Below are 15608 nucleotides of genomic sequence, written 5' to 3'. Positions count from 1 at the left end.
CGACGCGCGACAGCCGTCGCAAAGGCGCGGATGACAGTCCGTCGCACGAAACGCGCCAGACGATTTCCGGTTGCCTGCTGACCGGGTCGGCGTCTCGCCGAGCCAAGGGTTTGTCGAGATTCAGGTCAGGCGGGCCTCACCTGAATCTCACAGATCCTAAAACTTGTCCTCTTCGGTCGGCACCAGAATCTCACGTTTGCCGGCATGGTTGGCCGGGCCGACAATGCCTTCCTTCTCCATCTTCTCGATGATCGAGGCGGCGCGGTTGTAGCCGATGCCGAGCCGGCGCTGGATGTAGCTGGTCGAGGCCTTGCCGTCGCGCAGCACCACCGCCACCGCCTGGTCGTAGGGATCATCGGAATCCTCGAAATTGCCGCCGCCACCGCCGCCGGAACCACCTTTGCCCGACGGACCGTCCTCGTCATCTTCCTCGTCGTCCTCGGTGATGGCGTCGAGATATTCCGGCACCCCCTGCAGCTTCAGATGCCCGACGACCTTCTCGACCTCGTCGTCCGACACGAACGGGCCGTGCACGCGCTGGATGCGGCCACCGCCGGCCATGTAGAGCATGTCGCCCATGCCGAGCAGCTGTTCGGCGCCCTGCTCGCCGAGGATGGTGCGGCTGTCGATCTTGGACGTCACCTGGAAGGAGATGCGGGTCGGGAAATTGGCCTTGATGGTGCCGGTGATGACGTCGACCGACGGGCGCTGCGTGGCCATGATGACATGGATGCCGGCGGCGCGCGCCATCTGCGCCAGGCGCTGCACCGCGCCTTCGATGTCCTTGCCGGCCACCATCATCAGGTCGGCCATCTCGTCGATGATGACCACGATATAGGGCATCGGCTCAAGATCGAGGTCCTCGGTCTCGTAGATCGCCTCGCCGGTCTGGCGGTCGAAGCCCGTCTGGACCGTGCGCGAGATCTTCTCACCTTTCTTCTCGGCCTGTTGGACACGCGCGTTGAAGCCGTCGATGTTGCGCACGCCGACCTTGGACATCTTGCGGTAGCGGTCCTCCATCTCGCGCACGGTCCATTTCAGCGCGACGACAGCCTTCTTCGGATCGGTGACCACCGGCGTCAGCAGATGCGGGATGCCGTCATAGACCGAAAGCTCGAGCATTTTCGGATCGATCATGATCAGCCGGCATTCCTGCGGCGTCATCCGGTAGAGCAGCGACAGGATCATGGTGTTGATGGCGACCGACTTGCCCGAGCCGGTGGTGCCGGCGACCAGCACGTGCGGCATCTTGGCGATGTCGACGATGACGGCTTCGCCGTTGATGCTTTTGCCAAGGGCAAGCGCCAGCTTCATCTTGGTCGTCTCGAAATCGCGGCTGGCCATGATCTCGCGTAGATAGACCGTCTCGCGCTTGGCGTTGGGCAGTTCGATGCCGATGGCGTTGCGGCCGGGCACGACGGCGACGCGACAGGCGATGGCGCTCATCGAGCGGGCGATATCGTCGGAAAGGCCGATGACGCGCGAGGATTTGATGCCGGGCGCCGGCTCCAATTCATAGAGTGTGACGACCGGACCGGGGCGGACATGGATGATCTCGCCCTTGACGCCGAAATCCTCCAGTACGCCTTCGAGGAGCCGCGCATTCTGCTCCAGCGCGTCCTTCGAAAGGCTCGCATCCTTTGCGATGTTCTTCGGCTCGGAGAGGAAATGCAGCGACGGCATCTCGAACGTGTCCGATCCGATCAGTGACGTCTGCGCCTCGCGCTGGACACGCGAGCCCGGCACCGGACGCGCCGCCGGCGCGGCGACGCGGGTCGCGGCATCGGAGCGGAAATTCTGCACCTTGGCGCCAGCACCGCGCCGCTGGACAGGCGCCTCGTCGTCGAAATCGTCAAGGTCGACGTCTTCGTCCTGTTCGTCGTCGAAGATGTCCTGGTCGGCCGGATCGACCGAAGCGCTGCGGTCATTGACCATGGCGGCGAAGAATTCCGGCTCGACGCGGGCGCGACCGCCCGGGCTCATCCGGCTTTCGGCGAACTCGGCCGATTCGACGCGCTCGGCAGCACGCCGCCAGGCGCTGGCCTTGGGCTCCATCGCCGGCTCGAACTCGTCGCGCTCCCGCCTGCGTCGCTCTGCGCGGCGGTGCAGGAAGGCGCGGAACGACAGCCACCAATGGGTGACGGCGCCGAGCGCGAGTATGCCCTCGTCGCCCTCGTCCTCATCCTCGTCGAACAGCATCTCGTCCTGCTCGCGCGGATCGGGCGCAGCAGTGCGCTCCATGACGGCAAAGCCGTTCTTGCGTGCGATCAGTGCCGAGCCATAGGCGAACAGCCACAAGGTCGGCGCGGCGAGGATGACCGCTATGACCGTCGCGAAAAGGCCTTTCGGGTAACCGCCGACCGCGATGCCCGGAATCTTCAGCACCATGTCGCCGAACACGCCGCCAAGCCCGGTCGGCAGCGGCCAGGTGTTGGGCGGCGTCACGCAGCCGGCGATGGCCGCGGCCAAAAGCGCGAAGCCGAACCAGGCGAAGCCGCGCTTCGGCAATTTGTCGACGCCGCGCGCGGAAAAAAGGAGGAAGCCCCAGATCACCGCCGGCACCAGCCCCGCGACGGCGGCGAGGCCGAAGAACTGCATGGCGAGGTCCGAAAACACCGCGCCGGCATAGCCCATGGCGTTGGTGACGACGTTGCTGGTGGCATGCGAGAAGCTGGGGTCGGCGACGTTCCATGTGGCCAGGGCCGCGATGCCGAAGGCGGTGAACAGGAACAGCCCGGCGCCGACCAGCCGCCCGACCTGACGCCGCGCGAATGCCTGGATGCCGTGCCCCGTGTCGGTCAGCGCGAGCGGTGCTGAGGCGCCTGAACGCATGCTCTTCCCCGTGATCGTTGCCTGGCCGGGCGCATGGCGCATTCCGGCAGATTCGAACACCAGACTATCGGGGGGAAGGTTAAGGCCGCATTAACCATGGGTCTTTACCCGGGCTCAGCCTCAGCAAAGATGGCAGGCGTTGCGGCCCGCCACCTTGCCTGAAATGGCGAAACGATCGGATCCGTCCGGATCCGACCTTCGCGATCACTTGTGACCGGCAAACATCATCAGATTGGCGCAGAATTCGGCGTGAGGCTTGCTCATCGCCGCGTCCTGGCACTCCTTCATCATTGAGTCCTGCTTGTCCTTCGCCGTCGCAGCCCAGGCCGCCTTGAAGTCGGCCTCCGGCTTCATGGTCTTCATGCTGGAATCGGTGAAGAACGGGGCCATGTTGGTTGGCTCATCGAGAGCACCGGCAAGTGCAACGCCGCTGATCATCGAGAGAGCCATTGCTCCCAGGAAGATATTCTTGATGTTCATCAGGTGGTTCCTTCCCTTTTGTTTGGCGGGCGCCCTGATGACGCTCGCTTTCCCAGTACGGAACCTGAAAGGCCGATGTTTCACTTCGATGCGATCAAGTGAACGTGATCGAAATGGCCTGGATAGCCGCCCGACAAAAAAAAAGGAGGCCCGGAAGGTTCTTCCGGGCCTCAAGGCGTGAGCCCCTTTCGAGAGCATCACGACGGGATCTTGGGAGGAATTCCGGGCCGGCGGGAGGAGGATCCGCCGGCCCTCGGGGCAACTCCGAACGGTTTCCCGTCCGGAATTGCGCCAAAGCAAGGAGCGAAACGGGCCTTACGGCACCACCTCGCCGTGCTGGGTGACGTCGAGCCCCTCGACCTCTTCCTGCTTCGACGGACGCAGGCCGACCAGCGCCTTGACGATGAACAGGATCACGAAGGTGGCGATCGCCGTCCACAGGATGGTGAAGACGATGCCGTAAGCCTGGATGGCGACCGAACCGCCCTTGCCGGCGGCGTTGATCGCCGGATCGGCGAGCGCTCCAGTGAGCAACGCTCCGACCACACCGCCGACGCCGTGCACGCCGAAGGCATCGAGCGAGTCGTCATAGCCGAGCGCATGCTTGAGCTTGACCGCCGAGAGGTAGCAGATCACGCCGGCAAGGATGCCGACGATGAAGGCGCCGGTCGGGTTGACGAAGCCGGAGGCCGGTGTCACCGCGACGAGGCCGGCGACGGCGCCCGAGATGATGCCGAGAACCGAAGGCTTCTTGGCGACGATCCATTCGGCGAACATCCAGGCCAGCGCCGCCGCGGCGGTGGCGACCTGCGTGTTCATCATGGCGGCACCGGCGAGGCCGTCGGCGCCGAGTTCCGAACCGGCGTTGAAACCGAACCAGCCGACCCACAGCAGCGAGGCGCCGATGACGGAATAGACGAGGTTATGCGGCGCCATGTTGGTGGTGCCGTAGCCCTCGCGCTTGCCGAGAACCAGCGCGCAGACCAGGCCCGCGACACCGGCATTGATATGGACGACCGTGCCGCCGGCGAAGTCGAGCACGCCGGCCGAGCCGAGGAAGCCGCCGCCCCACACCCAGTGCGCGATCGGCGCGTAGACGAAGACCAGCCACAGCCCCATGAAGATCAGCAGCGCCGAGAATTTCATGCGCTCGGCGAAGGCGCCGGCGATCAGCGCCGGGGTGATGATTGCGAAGGTCATCTGGAACATCGAGAAAACGAACTCGGGAATGTTCGAAACACCCGGCGCCCACAGCGTGGAGACAGTGATGCCGTGGTGGAAGAACTTCGAGAAGCCGCCGAGATAGGCATTCATGCTGCCGCCGTCTGAGAAGGCGAGCGAATAGCCGAACATGAACCACAGCACCGTCACCAGGCAGGTGATGGCGAAGCTCTGCATGATGGTGGCGAGCACGTTCTTCTTGCGCACCATGCCGCCGTAGAACAGCGCCAGGCCCGGGATGGTCATCATCAGCACCAGCGCCGTCGAGGTCAGCATCCAGGCGGTGTTGCCGCTGTCCAGCACCGGGGTCGGCGCGGGCGCCGGAGCGGTGGTCGTGGCGGCCGGCGCGGCCGTCTGCGCGAGCGCGGCGACCGTGCTCAAGGCCGTGAGCGCGAACGCGGCGAGCGCGGCGGCGCGTCCCGTCGTCTTGAAGGTGGAAGGAATATTCATTGAACTCTCCGTTGGAATAGCTGGTCGTCGCTCAGAGCGCGTCGGTGTCTGTTTCGCCGGTGCGGATGCGTACGGCCTGGTCGATGCCGAAGACGAAGATCTTGCCGTCGCCGATCTGGCCGGTCTTGGCGGCCGAGGTGATGGCCTCGACGGCCTTGTCGACCATGTCGGTCCCGACCGCGACTTCGATCTTGATCTTGGGCAGGAAGCTGACCGCGTATTCCGCGCCGCGATAGATTTCCGTGTGCCCCTTCTGACGCCCGTAGCCTTTGACTTCGGTGACGGTCAGGCCCTGGATGCCGACGGCGGTGAGCGCTTCGCGCACCTCGTCGAGCTTGAACGGCTTGATGATTGCCATCACGATTTTCATAAGGTTTCACCCTTTGCTGTTGCGGTCCCCCGCGTTTGCACACCTTCACCGATCCCGAGGAGCCGGAGAGTGCTCGACAGGATTCAAGCTCCGTGCCAGTTGCCGAGGCAGGGCATTAACCTGTTGTAAACAAAGGGAATGAAGTGCCCGGGACAGAGGCTTCGTCAAAGGCGCGACGCATCACCTGACTAAAAGATAGGCAAATATCGGAAATTGCCTATTTTGCAAGCTACCAGCGTTGCCCAAGGTAGCAGCATGGGTTTGCCGCAAGGATTTTGCGGAAAATCGCGCCGCGTCGATTTCTTTTGCATGACAGCCGGCTCGTGGCCGCGCTTCGGAAGAAGCGATACCCCGTCAGCGTTTCAGCCGGATGAGCCCTTCCTGGGCAACCGAGGCGATCAGCGTTCCGTCGCGCGCGAACAGCGAGCCGCGGGTGAAGCCGCGCGAGCCTTGCGTCGACGGGCTGTCCTGATTGTAGAGGATCCAGTCGTCGAGCGAATGGCTGCGGTGGAACCACATGGCGTGGTCGAGGCTGGCGGCCTGGATGTCGCGGTCGAAGATGGCGCGCCCATGCGCGAAGGTCGAGGTGTCGAGCAGCGTCATGTCCGAGAGATAGGCAAGCACGGCCGCCTGCGTCGCGCGGTTTTCCGGCACCGGGCCTGTGGTGCGGATCCAGATGTTCTGCTGCGGCTCCAGCTTCTCGCGGCTGGTATAGTGCTTCAGCATCACCGGCTTCATCTCGATCGGCCGGTCGCGCTCCCAGTAGCGCCTGATGCCTTCCGGCACCGCCTCGCCGAACTTGCCGAGCAGCTCGCGCTGGGTGAGCAGCGTGTCGGGCGCCGGCACGTCGCGCGGCATCGGCAGCTGGTGCTCGAGCCCGACCTCGTCCTGCTGGAAGGAAGCCTCCAGCGAGAAGATCGCCTGTCCGTGCTGGATCGCCACGACCCGGCGCGTGGTGAAGGAACCGCCGTCGCGGATGCGGTCGACCTCGTAGACGATCGGCAGCTTGGTGTCGCCCGGCCGCATGAAATAGCCGTGCAGCGAATGCACGTGGCGCTCCGGCTCCACGGTGCGCTGCGCGGCGACCAGCGCCTGGGCGATGGTCTGGCCGCCGAAGACGCGCTGCCAGTCGACCTTGGGGCTGCGACCACGATACAGATTGTGTTCGAGCTGCTCGAGGTCGAGAATGTCGAGAAGCTCGTCCATCGCCGCGGTCATGTCTGAAATCCTTCAAGGATGTGCCATGGCCGGTTTCGGACAGGACGCGCAGGCAGTCAAGGCCGCATACGGCAGCCGGCCGAAGCCGCGAAAGGATGATGCCATGGTCGACCGCAAGCCGAATGGAGCGGAAGCGAACGGGAGCCGCGATGCGCCGCTCGACGTGCTCATCGCCGGCGCCGGCTATGTCGGCCTCACGGCGGCCGTGTCGCTGAAGCAGGCGCGGCCGGGCCTCGCCATCGCCATCGTCGATGCCGCCCCCGCCGGCGTCTGGCAGAAAGACGGCCGCGCCTCCGCCATCGCGGCGGCCGCGAGCCGCATGCTGGAACAGCTCGGCGTCTGGGAAGAGATCGCGCCGCAGGCGCAGGCGATCACCGAGATGATCATCACCGACTCGCGCACCGCCGACCCGGTGCGTCCGGTGTTCCTGACCTTCGACGGCGAGGTGGCGCCCGGCGAGCCTTTCGCCCACATGGTCGCCAACCGGGATCTCAACGGCGCGCTGCGCCAGCGCGCCGAAAAGCTCGGCATCGACATCATCGAAGGCATGGCGGTCAGCGCCTTCGATGCGAACGGCGCCGGCATCACCGTGCATCTGGCGGACGGCGCCACGCTGAAGGCGCGGCTGCTCGTTGCCGCCGACGGCGTCAATTCGAAGCTGCGCGACATGGCCGGCATCAAGACGGTCAAATGGGAATACGGCCAGTCCGGCATCGTCTGCACGGTGGCGCATGAGCGCCCGCATAACGGCCGCGCCGAGGAGCATTTCCTCCCCGCAGGCCCCTTCGCCACGCTGCCGCTGAAGCCGGACAAGGATGGCACCAACCGCTCGTCGATCGTCTGGGTTGAGCGCACGGAGGACGCCAAGGCGCTGGTCGAGGGCGACGAATTCGTCTTCGAGCACGACCTGGAGCAGCGCTTCGGCCTGAAGCTCGGTGAAATAAGCGTTGCCGACAAGCCGCGCGCCTGGCCGCTCGGCCTGACGCTCGCCCGCGCTTTCATCGCGCCGCGCATCGCGCTCGCTGGCGACGCCGCGCACGGCATCCATCCGATCGCCGGCCAGGGCCTCAATCTCGGCTTCAAGGACGTGGCGGCGCTCGCCGAAGTGGTGGTCGAGGCCGACCGCCTCGGCCAGGATATCGGCGCGCTGGACGTGCTCGAGCGTTACCAGCAATGGCGCCGCTTCGACACGCTGCAGATGGGCGTCACCACCGATGTGCTGAACCGCCTGTTCTCCAACGACATCGGCCCGCTGCGCGCCGTGCGCGACCTCGGCCTCGGCCTCGTCGAGCGCATGCCGAAGCTCAAGGATTTCTTCATCCGGCAGGCCTCGGGCCTGTCCGGCGACACGCCAAGGCTGCTGAAGGGCGAGGCGATCTGAACGCACGCCCTGGAGAGAGAGCCGCAGCGCCCATCATGTCGCCATCCACGGGCGGAGCGACGCGAAGCGGAGCGCAGACCCGAGACGCCGTCATGATCCCGGTATGTTGTAGATAGCCCTGACCTCGACGGTGCCGAGCTCGGCCAGCGGAACGCGGTCGGCGATCGCCAGCGCCTCGTCGAGATCCGCCGCCTCGACCATGAGGAAGCCCAGCAATTGCTCCTTGGTTTCGGCGAAGGGGCCGTCGGTCACCAGCCGCTTGCCTTTGCGCCGCCTGAGCGACTTCGACATCTTCACCGGCTGCAGCGCCTGCGCGACGATCAGCTTGCCCTGCCTTTCCAGTTCCCTGTCATGGGCCAGCGAATCGGCATCGAGCTTGGCCGATTCATGCGGACTAAGCGCGAAGAGGTCTTTTTCCTGGCCGTAGACCAAAAGCACATATTTCATGTCCAGCTCCCTTATTGCGATGAACCATAGGATGCGGTCCGTACAGTGTCAGCCGCGCCTTTGACTGCCGCTGCATGGTCGAGAAGGCACGCGGCAACCCCGATGACGGCAACCGACGCCAAAAGCCGGCCGAAGCCGGATGGCGGCGGATCCAGCCAGAAGTCCTCCTTGCGTTGCGGCTTGCCTCCGGAACGTCGCCAGAGTGAGAAAAACAGATCGTCCATGCGAGCCTCCGTTCGGCCACGAACCTCGTGGCCCCCGCAGGACGCTCCGGCCCGGTCGAAGTCGACATTTTCGCACGCAACTTTCTTTGAGATTTTTGACGCCTAATGCATGTCGCCCAGAAGTGCAGCGGTTCTGGGACAACGACATGCATCAAAACAAAGACTTAAAGCGCGTCGCCTGAATCCGGCTCAGCGCGACGCGCTTTAAAGCCGGATGGTCTTCCGCCGCGCCCGCGCTATAGTTCAGATGAACGCTGGCGCCGCTGGCGAGAACCCCGACAAGGCAGGAGGACTCCATGGACCGCACCGCAAACGCCGTCTGGAAAGGCAATCTGAAAGAGGGCAAGGGCACGCTGGACACCCAAAGCGGGACCTTGAAGGGCACGCCCTATTCGTTCAAGGCGCGTTTCGAGGACGAGAGCGGCAAATCCGGCACCAATCCGGAAGAGCTGATCGCCGCGGCGCATGCCGGCTGCTACGCCATGCAGCTTTCGCACTTCCTCGCGGAAAACGGCACGCCGGCGGCCGAGCTCGACGCCAAGGCGGTGGTGACGCTGGTGCCCGGCACCGGCATCACCGGCAGCGCCATCACTCTGGTCGGCAAGGTGCCGGGCATCGACGCGGCGAAATTCAAGGAACTGGCCGAGAAGGCCAAGGCGGAGTGCCCGGTCTCGAAGGCGCTTGGCGCCATCAAGGTGTCGCTGGATGCGAAGCTTGGGTGAGACGGCCCCGGTCGTCAATCCTTAAGGGCGGCCGCTCGGATATCCGACGGCGTCGCATCATAGCGGCGCCGGAATGCCCGGTTGAAATAGGAAGGTCGTTGAAGCCGGCCTCGAAAGCGATTGCCGTGATGCTGCGTCCGGCGTGACGCGGATCGCAAAGCATGCGGTGCGCGCGCAGCAGGCGCTGGCGCAGCGCGAACTCGGACAACGATGTGCCCTCGCTTTCGAACAGCTTGCGCACATAGCGCGCGGAAAGCCGGTGGCGCCTGGCGACGTCCTCGGCCGAGAGGTCGCCGCCCCTGGCGATGATGTCGGCCTTGATGGCGCGAAGCCGCGCCACCCGCACGCCGCGCCCGCGCGCCATTTCCATCGCGTCCCTCGTCCCGCCGATGGCAAGCGCCGCCAGATCGAAGATATGCGTTGCCGCCACATGCAGCTCTTCCGCGCTGAGCCCGTCGCCCGCATCCTGGACCGAATGGACATAGTCGATCAGCAGCCGCATCGCTCCGGTGTCGGTCGGTAGCGGCCGCATCAGCGCGGTCGCGGGATCGCCGATCAGCGGCGAAAGCTGTTTGAGGGAAAAGCTCATATTTACGAAGCGGATGCCGCCAGGCTGGATGACGTTGAGCCCCACCTCTTCACCACTCATCATCAGCGCGTGGCCGCCGCCGACCGGCTCCTCGCGGCCGCGATGCTTCATCACGCTTGCGCCGTCCAGCGCCGCGAGCAGGACAAGGTCGTCGCTGTCGATCAGCGTCGTCGAGTGATGCACCCGGAATGCCGAGGAGGTGCCCGTTGCGATGCCCAGCCCCGGCAGCGCGCGCACCTGCATGTCGACATGCGTCGCGTCGAGCGGATCGAGATCGACCTTCAGCACCGTGCGGCCATAGACTTCGCGCATGACCTCGACACGATCCCGTTCCGGGACCATGTCCGTGACCAGTCTGAACGAAGCCGACGGCCCCCTTGCCGCAGTCATCGGCACCCCCTGCCTCCGACGGATGGTTCGCAAGACCATCGCCAATTTTGAAGCCCGGTTCCCGCTGTGGGCTAACCGCTCCAGTGGCGCGCTGATATGCGCCGAGGCTCCCGAAACGTCAATACAGGGCCGTTTTGGCCGCTTTAAGGGCCGCCTCGTCCAAGCTGCCCCTCGCCGGCCTCGCTTAGTTTGCGGCGCGCTTCGGCAAAGCTGGCGGCGCATCCGGAAACAATCGAAGGGGGTTCGATGTATCACCTGCAACTGTTCAAGACGCTGTCCCAATTGTCGTCGGCCGGCTTCAATCCTCGCGTCTATCTTCTGTCTCTTGCCTTTGGCAAAGGCGCAGCCGACCATCGCGACCTGAAACTGCCGCCTCGCATCGGGGAGCGCCGGCCATGACCCCGAGAGCTGCCTTGCCGCTATCGTCGCTTGTCGGTCTTTTCGTGCTTGCCGGCTGCACAAGTCCTCAGGGAGCTGGCCTTGCGATGGGCGCGGTCAGCGCCATGGCTGGTGGCGGCGGGTTGAACCCGCTTTCGGCGGCGATCGGCCTTGGCACCATGGCGGCGGCCGATTCCGCGGCCGTGTCGCAGGCTGGCGTGATCACCCCGCAGGAACAGGCGAAATATGCCGCCATGTCCTGCGCGGAATTGCGGCAATTGACGGCGAACTATGCGGCGGCTCAAGGCGCGCGCCCGGCGGCAAAGAAGTATGGCGGCATGGCGCCTGCGGGCAAGATGGCCATCGCCAACCAGGTCATTTCCACCCGGCTGACCTATCTGAAGCAGCTTGTGGCGAGCAAAGGATGTTGACCGGCTTTTCGCGTTTGGGGCGGGCGGGGCTTGTTGGCCTGGTCGCGCTCTCGGGATCGCTGGCCTTGGCAATCGCCGACGGCTCCGGCCAGGGAACCGGGCCGACGACCCGCTCGCACCGTGGCTCGATGCCGACGGCACTTGTCGGCCGCTGGAGCTTTGCGGCCGCAACCGGCCAATATTGCGATCCGCTCGGCGATTGCGCGCCAGGCAGCGGCGGCAGCATCACCTTCACCTTCCGCGCCGGCGGACGTGCCGAATACAGCCTGTTTCAATCCTCGCTGGTCGCAGGCTGCGGTCAGGTTCAGTCGCTGAGGCTCACGACCGGCACCGCAAGAACGGACGGTTCCACATTGGTGTTCACGCCGAAATCGGGAACCTATAAATCGTTCAACGGCTGCCGGCCGGATCTCACCGGAAACTGGAAACTTGCTGCCGAAGACCTGAAGCCGGTCTCGTTCAGCTGGCAGCTGGACGACGGGGCGTTGCAACTGGTCGATCCTACGGGCGAGGCCAGCGGCACCTACAACAAGAAGTGATGTCGCGGATTATTGTCCGCCGCCCAAGGCCTCGATCTTCGCGCGCAACGCCGCGACCTCTTCCTCCAGCGCCTTGACCCGCGCTTCGAGATCGGAATCCGACGATGACGCCGGCGGCTGCCAGGGCGCCGCGACCGCGGTCGCTTCTACCGGCCCGCTCAAGAGATGCACATAGCGCTCCTCGCGCTGCCCGGGCGCGCGTTCGAGCAGCTGGATCAGCGGCGGGCGGCGGCCGATCATAAGATCGAGATTGTCGCGCAGCTCCTCGATCGAGGCAAAGCGCGCCATGCGCTCCGACCGCGCCAGCAATTCATGCGCGGTCTGCGCGCCGCGCAGCAGCAGGAGCCCGATCACCGCGATCTGCGGCGTGGTCAGCGAAAAACGCTGCGCCATCTGGTGCTCGTAGCGCTCGACCCGCGAGGCGAAGGCCTGGCGCACCAGCCCCTTCTGCTCGAGCGAGCTCAGCGCCCGCCGGACCTCGGTCAGCTCCAGCGCCATCACCGGCTCGCGCGCCGTCTTCTGGTTGGCGGCCTGGTGTGCGCCGTTGAGCGTCAGGGGATAGACGTCCGGCGTCAGTTCCTTCTTCTCGATCAGCGAGCCCAGCACGCGCGCTTCGACGGGAGAGAGGATGGGGAGATCGGTCATGGGGTTGCTATCCTTTCTGAGGCTGGAGGGACAGCACCCCCCTCTGGCCTGCCGGCCATCTCCCCCGCAAGGGGAGATCAGCAGCTTCGTCGACGCCGCGTGTCTTGCAATATCGGAGATTAGCGAAACCCGTGATGACAGCCAATCTCCCCCCTTGCGGGGGAGATGTCCGGCAGGCCAGAGGGGGGTGTGACGGAGCGCTGCGTTCGAAGTTATCGGGAGCGAACAGCCGAAGACTTAAACGCGCCGCTCCACCATCATCTTCTTGATTTCCGCAATCGCCTTGGCGGGGTTCAACCCCTTCGGGCAGGTCTGCGCGCAGTTCATGATGGTGTGGCAGCGATAGAGCCGGAACGGGTCTTCGAGATTGTCGAGCCGCTCGCCCGTCGCCTCGTCTCGGCTGTCGATCAGCCAGCGATAGGCCTGCAGCAGGGTGGCCGGGCCAAGATAGCGGTCGCCGTTCCACCAGTAGCTTGGGCAGGACGTCGAGCAGCAGGCGCACAGGATGCATTCATAAAGCCCGTCGAGCTTCTCGCGGTCCTCATGGCTCTGCAGCCATTCCTTGGCCGGCGTCGGCGAGACCGTCTTCAGCCAAGGTTCGATCGAGGCGTGCTGGGCATAGAAATTGGTGAGGTCCGGCACCAGGTCCTTGATCACCGGCATATGCGGCAGCGGATAGATCTTCACCGCGCCGGAAATGTCGTCGGCGCCCTTGGTGCAGGCCAGCGTGTTGGAACCGTCGATGTTCATGGCGCAGGAACCGCAGATGCCTTCGCGGCAGGAGCGGCGCAGCGTCAGCGTCGGATCGATCTTGTTCTTGATCCACAAAAGCGCGTCGAGAACCATCGGCCCGCAATCGTCCATGTCGACGAAATAGGTGTCCATGCGCGGGTTCGCATCGTCGTCCGGCGACCAGCGGTAGATGCGGTATTCGCGCAGATTGGTCGCGCCTTCCGGCTTCGGCCAGGTCTTGCCCTGCTGGACCTTGGAATTCTTGGGAAGGGTGAGTTCGACCATTACCTGCGGTCCTTTCGGATGACGAGCTTCAGCCCGGACCAGATTTCGTTGACGGCGGCGACCTTGACGTCGACCAGGTCGCGCTTCAGCGCCTCCGACCGGATGACGTCCTCGGTGACGTCGGTCGGCACTTTCGACGCCTTTTTCGGCCAGGAGACCCAGACCATGCCATCGCGCTTGATCGCGGTCTCGATGCCGGCCAGGCCGTCCTCGATCTCGGCGCGCTGCCGGGTGAAGGCGTGCACGGCATCGTATTTGCGGCTGCCCGAGATTGCCGACCATTCGGCGAGCCGCTCGACCTTGGCGAAGGACACCGCGCCGGCCAGATCATCGAGCTCCGGCGGCAGCGCGATGAAGGCGGCGACCATGCCGTCCTTCAGGCCGAGCTTGGCCGGAAGGGGCGTGCCGGAATATCCCGCGGCCGCCAATGCCATGGTCAGTAAACCCTCGCCTTCGGCGCGATCTTGGCCGGGTTGATACCGCCGTCCTTTTCCGCCAGCAGCGTTTCGGTGTGCACCGGGCGGTAGGTGAGCGTCACCTTGCCGTCCTCGCTGACGCGGGCCAGCGTGTGCTTGCGCCAGTTGGCGTCGTCGCGCGCCGAGAAATCTTCCCGCGCATGCGCGCCGCGGCTCTCCTTGCGGGCGGCGGCGCCATGGACCGTGGTGATGGCGTTGGCCATCAGGTTTTCCAGCTCCAGCGTCTCGACGAGATCGGAGTTCCAGATCATCGAGCGGTCGAACACCTTGAGATCCTTGAGCTCGCCCCAGACCTCGGAAACGCGCTTGCAGCCATTGTCCAGCGATTCCTGGGTGCGGAACACCGCCGCATCCTCCTGCATCGCTTTCTGCATCTTTTCGCGCACATCGGCCGTCGGCGTCGAGCCGTTGGCGTGGCGCAGGCGGTCGAAGCGGTCCATGATCTTCTCGACCGAGGCCGCGTTGGGCGACGGGATCGCCGACTTGCGATCGATGACCTGGCCGGCGCGCAACGCCGCGGCGCGGCCAAAGACGACGAGGTCGATCAGCGAGTTGGAGCCCAGTCGGTTGGCACCGTGCACGGACGCGCAGCCGGCCTCTCCCACCGCCATCAGCCCGGGCAATACGCGATCCGGGTTCTCAGGCGTCGGGTTGAGCACTTCGCCCCAATAATTGGTCGGCACGCCGCCCATATTGTAGTGCACCGTCGGCAGCACCGGGATCGGCTCCTTGGTGAGGTCGACGCTGGCGAAAATCTTCGCCGATTCCGAAATACCCGGCAGCCTTTCGTGCAGGACGGCCGGGTCGAGATGGTCGAGATGCAGGAAGATGTGATCCTTCTTCGGCCCGACGCCGCGGCCTTCGCGGATCTCCATCGTCATGCAGCGCGAGACCACGTCGCGCGAGGCAAGGTCCTTGGCCGACGGCGCATAGCGCTCCATGAAACGCTCGCCCTCTGAATTGACGAGATAGCCGCCCTCGCCGCGCGCGCCTTCGGTGATCAGGCAGCCGGCGCCGTAGATGCCGGTTGGGTGGAACTGCACGAACTCCATGTCCTGCAGCGCAAGTCCGGCTCTAGCTGCCATGCCGCCGCCGTCGCCGGTGCAGGTATGCGCCGAGGTGGCGGAGAAATAGGCGCGGCCGTAGCCGCCGGTCGCCAGCACCACCATCTTAGCCGAGAAACGGTGGATGGTGCCGTCATCGAGATTCCAGGCCACCACCCCGGTGCAGGTGCCGTCCGGCTCCGTGATCAGGTCGAGCGCGAAATATTCGATGAAGAACTGCGCGTTGTTCCTCAGCGACTGGCCGTAGAGCGTGTGCAGCATGGCATGGCCGGTGCGGTCGGCGGCCGCGCAGGTGCGCTGCACCGGCGGGCCTTCGCCGAAATTCATCATCATGCCGCCGAAGGGCCGCTGGTAGATCTTGCCCTCTTCCGTGCGCGAGAACGGCACGCCGTAATGCTCGAGCTCGTAGACGGCGGCGGGCGCCTCGCGGACCATATATTCCTGTGCGTCGATGTCGCCCAGCCAGTCCGAGCCCTTGACGGTGTCGAACAGATGCCACTGCCAGTTGTCGGGGCCCATATTGGCGAGCGAGGCGGCGATGCCGCCCTGCGCGGCGACCGTGTGCGAGCGGGTCGGGAACACCTTGGTGATGCAGGCGGTGCGCAGCCCCTGCTCGGCCATGCCGAGCGTGGCGCGCAGGCCGGCGCCGCCGGCGCCGACGATCACGACGTCGAATTTGTGATCGACAAAAGTGTAGGCGGAAGCCGTGCCGGCTGTATTTGCGTTGGCCAAGA

General features: G+C 65.1%; 16 protein-coding genes. 4 read left to right on the top strand and 12 right to left on the bottom strand.

The genetic code is table 11. From position 1 onward, the window contains the following. Window positions 1-156: 156 nt before the first annotated feature. From RFM41_RS08435 to tesB, 5 genes are all read right to left on the bottom strand, one after another. Window positions 157-2832, bottom strand: a complete 2676-nt coding sequence (locus RFM41_RS08435) for a DNA translocase FtsK (RefSeq protein ID WP_320247566.1) — start codon at window positions 2830-2832, stop codon at window positions 157-159. A 204-nt stretch (window positions 2833-3036) separates the two neighbouring features. Continuing rightward, window positions 3037-3312, bottom strand: coding sequence for a hypothetical protein (locus RFM41_RS08430; protein WP_320247569.1), 276 nt, complete (start codon window positions 3310-3312; stop codon window positions 3037-3039). A gap of 315 nt (window positions 3313-3627) precedes the next feature. Beyond that, complete coding sequence (locus RFM41_RS08425) at window positions 3628-4983, bottom strand: ammonium transporter (protein WP_430691516.1); 1356 nt, start codon at window positions 4981-4983, stop codon at window positions 3628-3630. Window positions 4984-5014: 31 nt separating this feature from the next. Then, window positions 5015-5353, bottom strand: coding sequence for a P-II family nitrogen regulator (locus RFM41_RS08420; RefSeq protein WP_320247571.1), 339 nt, complete (start codon window positions 5351-5353; stop codon window positions 5015-5017). 354 nt (window positions 5354-5707) lie between these two features. Continuing rightward, window positions 5708-6571, bottom strand: a complete 864-nt coding sequence (tesB, locus tag RFM41_RS08415) for an acyl-CoA thioesterase II (RefSeq protein WP_140646056.1) — start codon at window positions 6569-6571, stop codon at window positions 5708-5710. A gap of 103 nt (window positions 6572-6674) precedes the next feature. On the opposite strand from tesB, the gene RFM41_RS08410 reads away from it, so the two are divergent. Next, window positions 6675-7952 carry a ubiquinone biosynthesis hydroxylase gene (locus tag RFM41_RS08410; RefSeq protein ID WP_320248077.1) on the top strand — a complete coding sequence of 426 codons (1278 nt, stop codon included), beginning with the start codon at window positions 6675-6677 and terminating at the stop codon, window positions 7950-7952. 90 nt (window positions 7953-8042) lie between these two features. Here the strand turns inward: RFM41_RS08410 and RFM41_RS08405 are convergent, their stop codons facing one another. After that, complete coding sequence (locus RFM41_RS08405; protein ID WP_320247574.1) at window positions 8043-8399, bottom strand: YciI family protein; 357 nt, start codon at window positions 8397-8399, stop codon at window positions 8043-8045. An 11-nt stretch (window positions 8400-8410) separates the two neighbouring features. Continuing rightward, window positions 8411-8623 (bottom strand): hypothetical protein, encoded by a 213-nt coding sequence (locus tag RFM41_RS08400; protein WP_320247576.1) that lies wholly within the window; start codon window positions 8621-8623, stop codon window positions 8411-8413. A 296-nt stretch (window positions 8624-8919) separates the two neighbouring features. Here RFM41_RS08400 and RFM41_RS08395 point away from each other — a divergent pair, with 296 nt between their 5' ends. Next, entirely contained in the window at window positions 8920-9345 is a 426-nt protein-coding gene (locus RFM41_RS08395; RefSeq protein ID WP_140785513.1) for an OsmC family protein, read from the top strand. On the opposite strand, the gene RFM41_RS08390 is transcribed toward RFM41_RS08395, so the two are convergent. Next, complete coding sequence (locus RFM41_RS08390) at window positions 9314-10324, bottom strand: helix-turn-helix transcriptional regulator (RefSeq protein ID WP_320247578.1); 1011 nt, start codon at window positions 10322-10324, stop codon at window positions 9314-9316. The two genes, RFM41_RS08395 and RFM41_RS08390, sit on opposite strands and share 32 nt — an antisense overlap. Window positions 10325-10719: 395 nt before the next feature. Between RFM41_RS08390 and RFM41_RS08385 the strand changes: the two genes are divergently transcribed. Beyond that, the gene (locus RFM41_RS08385; protein WP_320247580.1) at window positions 10720-11133 is read left to right on the top strand and encodes a hypothetical protein; all 414 of its coding nucleotides are present in this window, start codon (window positions 10720-10722) and stop codon (window positions 11131-11133) included. A gap of 65 nt (window positions 11134-11198) precedes the next feature. Beyond that, entirely contained in the window at window positions 11199-11672 is a 474-nt protein-coding gene (locus tag RFM41_RS08380; RefSeq protein ID WP_320247582.1) for a hypothetical protein, read from the top strand. 9 nt (window positions 11673-11681) lie between these two features. Here the strand turns inward: RFM41_RS08380 and RFM41_RS08375 are convergent, their stop codons facing one another. From RFM41_RS08375 to sdhA, 4 genes are all read right to left on the bottom strand, one after another. Beyond that, window positions 11682-12317 (bottom strand): YceH family protein, encoded by a 636-nt coding sequence (locus RFM41_RS08375; protein WP_320247584.1) that lies wholly within the window; start codon window positions 12315-12317, stop codon window positions 11682-11684. A 237-nt stretch (window positions 12318-12554) separates the two neighbouring features. Beyond that, the gene (locus RFM41_RS08370; RefSeq protein ID WP_320247586.1) at window positions 12555-13334 is read right to left on the bottom strand and encodes a succinate dehydrogenase iron-sulfur subunit; all 780 of its coding nucleotides are present in this window, start codon (window positions 13332-13334) and stop codon (window positions 12555-12557) included. Next, complete coding sequence (locus RFM41_RS08365; RefSeq protein WP_320247588.1) at window positions 13334-13768, bottom strand: DUF3052 family protein; 435 nt, start codon at window positions 13766-13768, stop codon at window positions 13334-13336. Before RFM41_RS08365 ends, RFM41_RS08370 begins: the two co-directional genes overlap by 1 nt. A 2-nt stretch (window positions 13769-13770) precedes the next feature. Further along, a complete protein-coding gene (sdhA, locus tag RFM41_RS08360; protein ID WP_320247590.1) occupies window positions 13771-15606 on the bottom strand; it encodes a succinate dehydrogenase flavoprotein subunit in 1836 nt (611 codons plus the stop codon). Window positions 15607-15608 lie beyond the last annotated feature (2 nt).

Origin of the sequence: Mesorhizobium vachelliae (assembly GCF_033977325.1) — a bacterium.
GTDB classification, from domain to species: domain Bacteria; phylum Pseudomonadota; class Alphaproteobacteria; order Rhizobiales; family Rhizobiaceae; genus Mesorhizobium; species Mesorhizobium vachelliae.
This window is presented reverse-complemented; position numbering and strand designations above follow the sequence as displayed.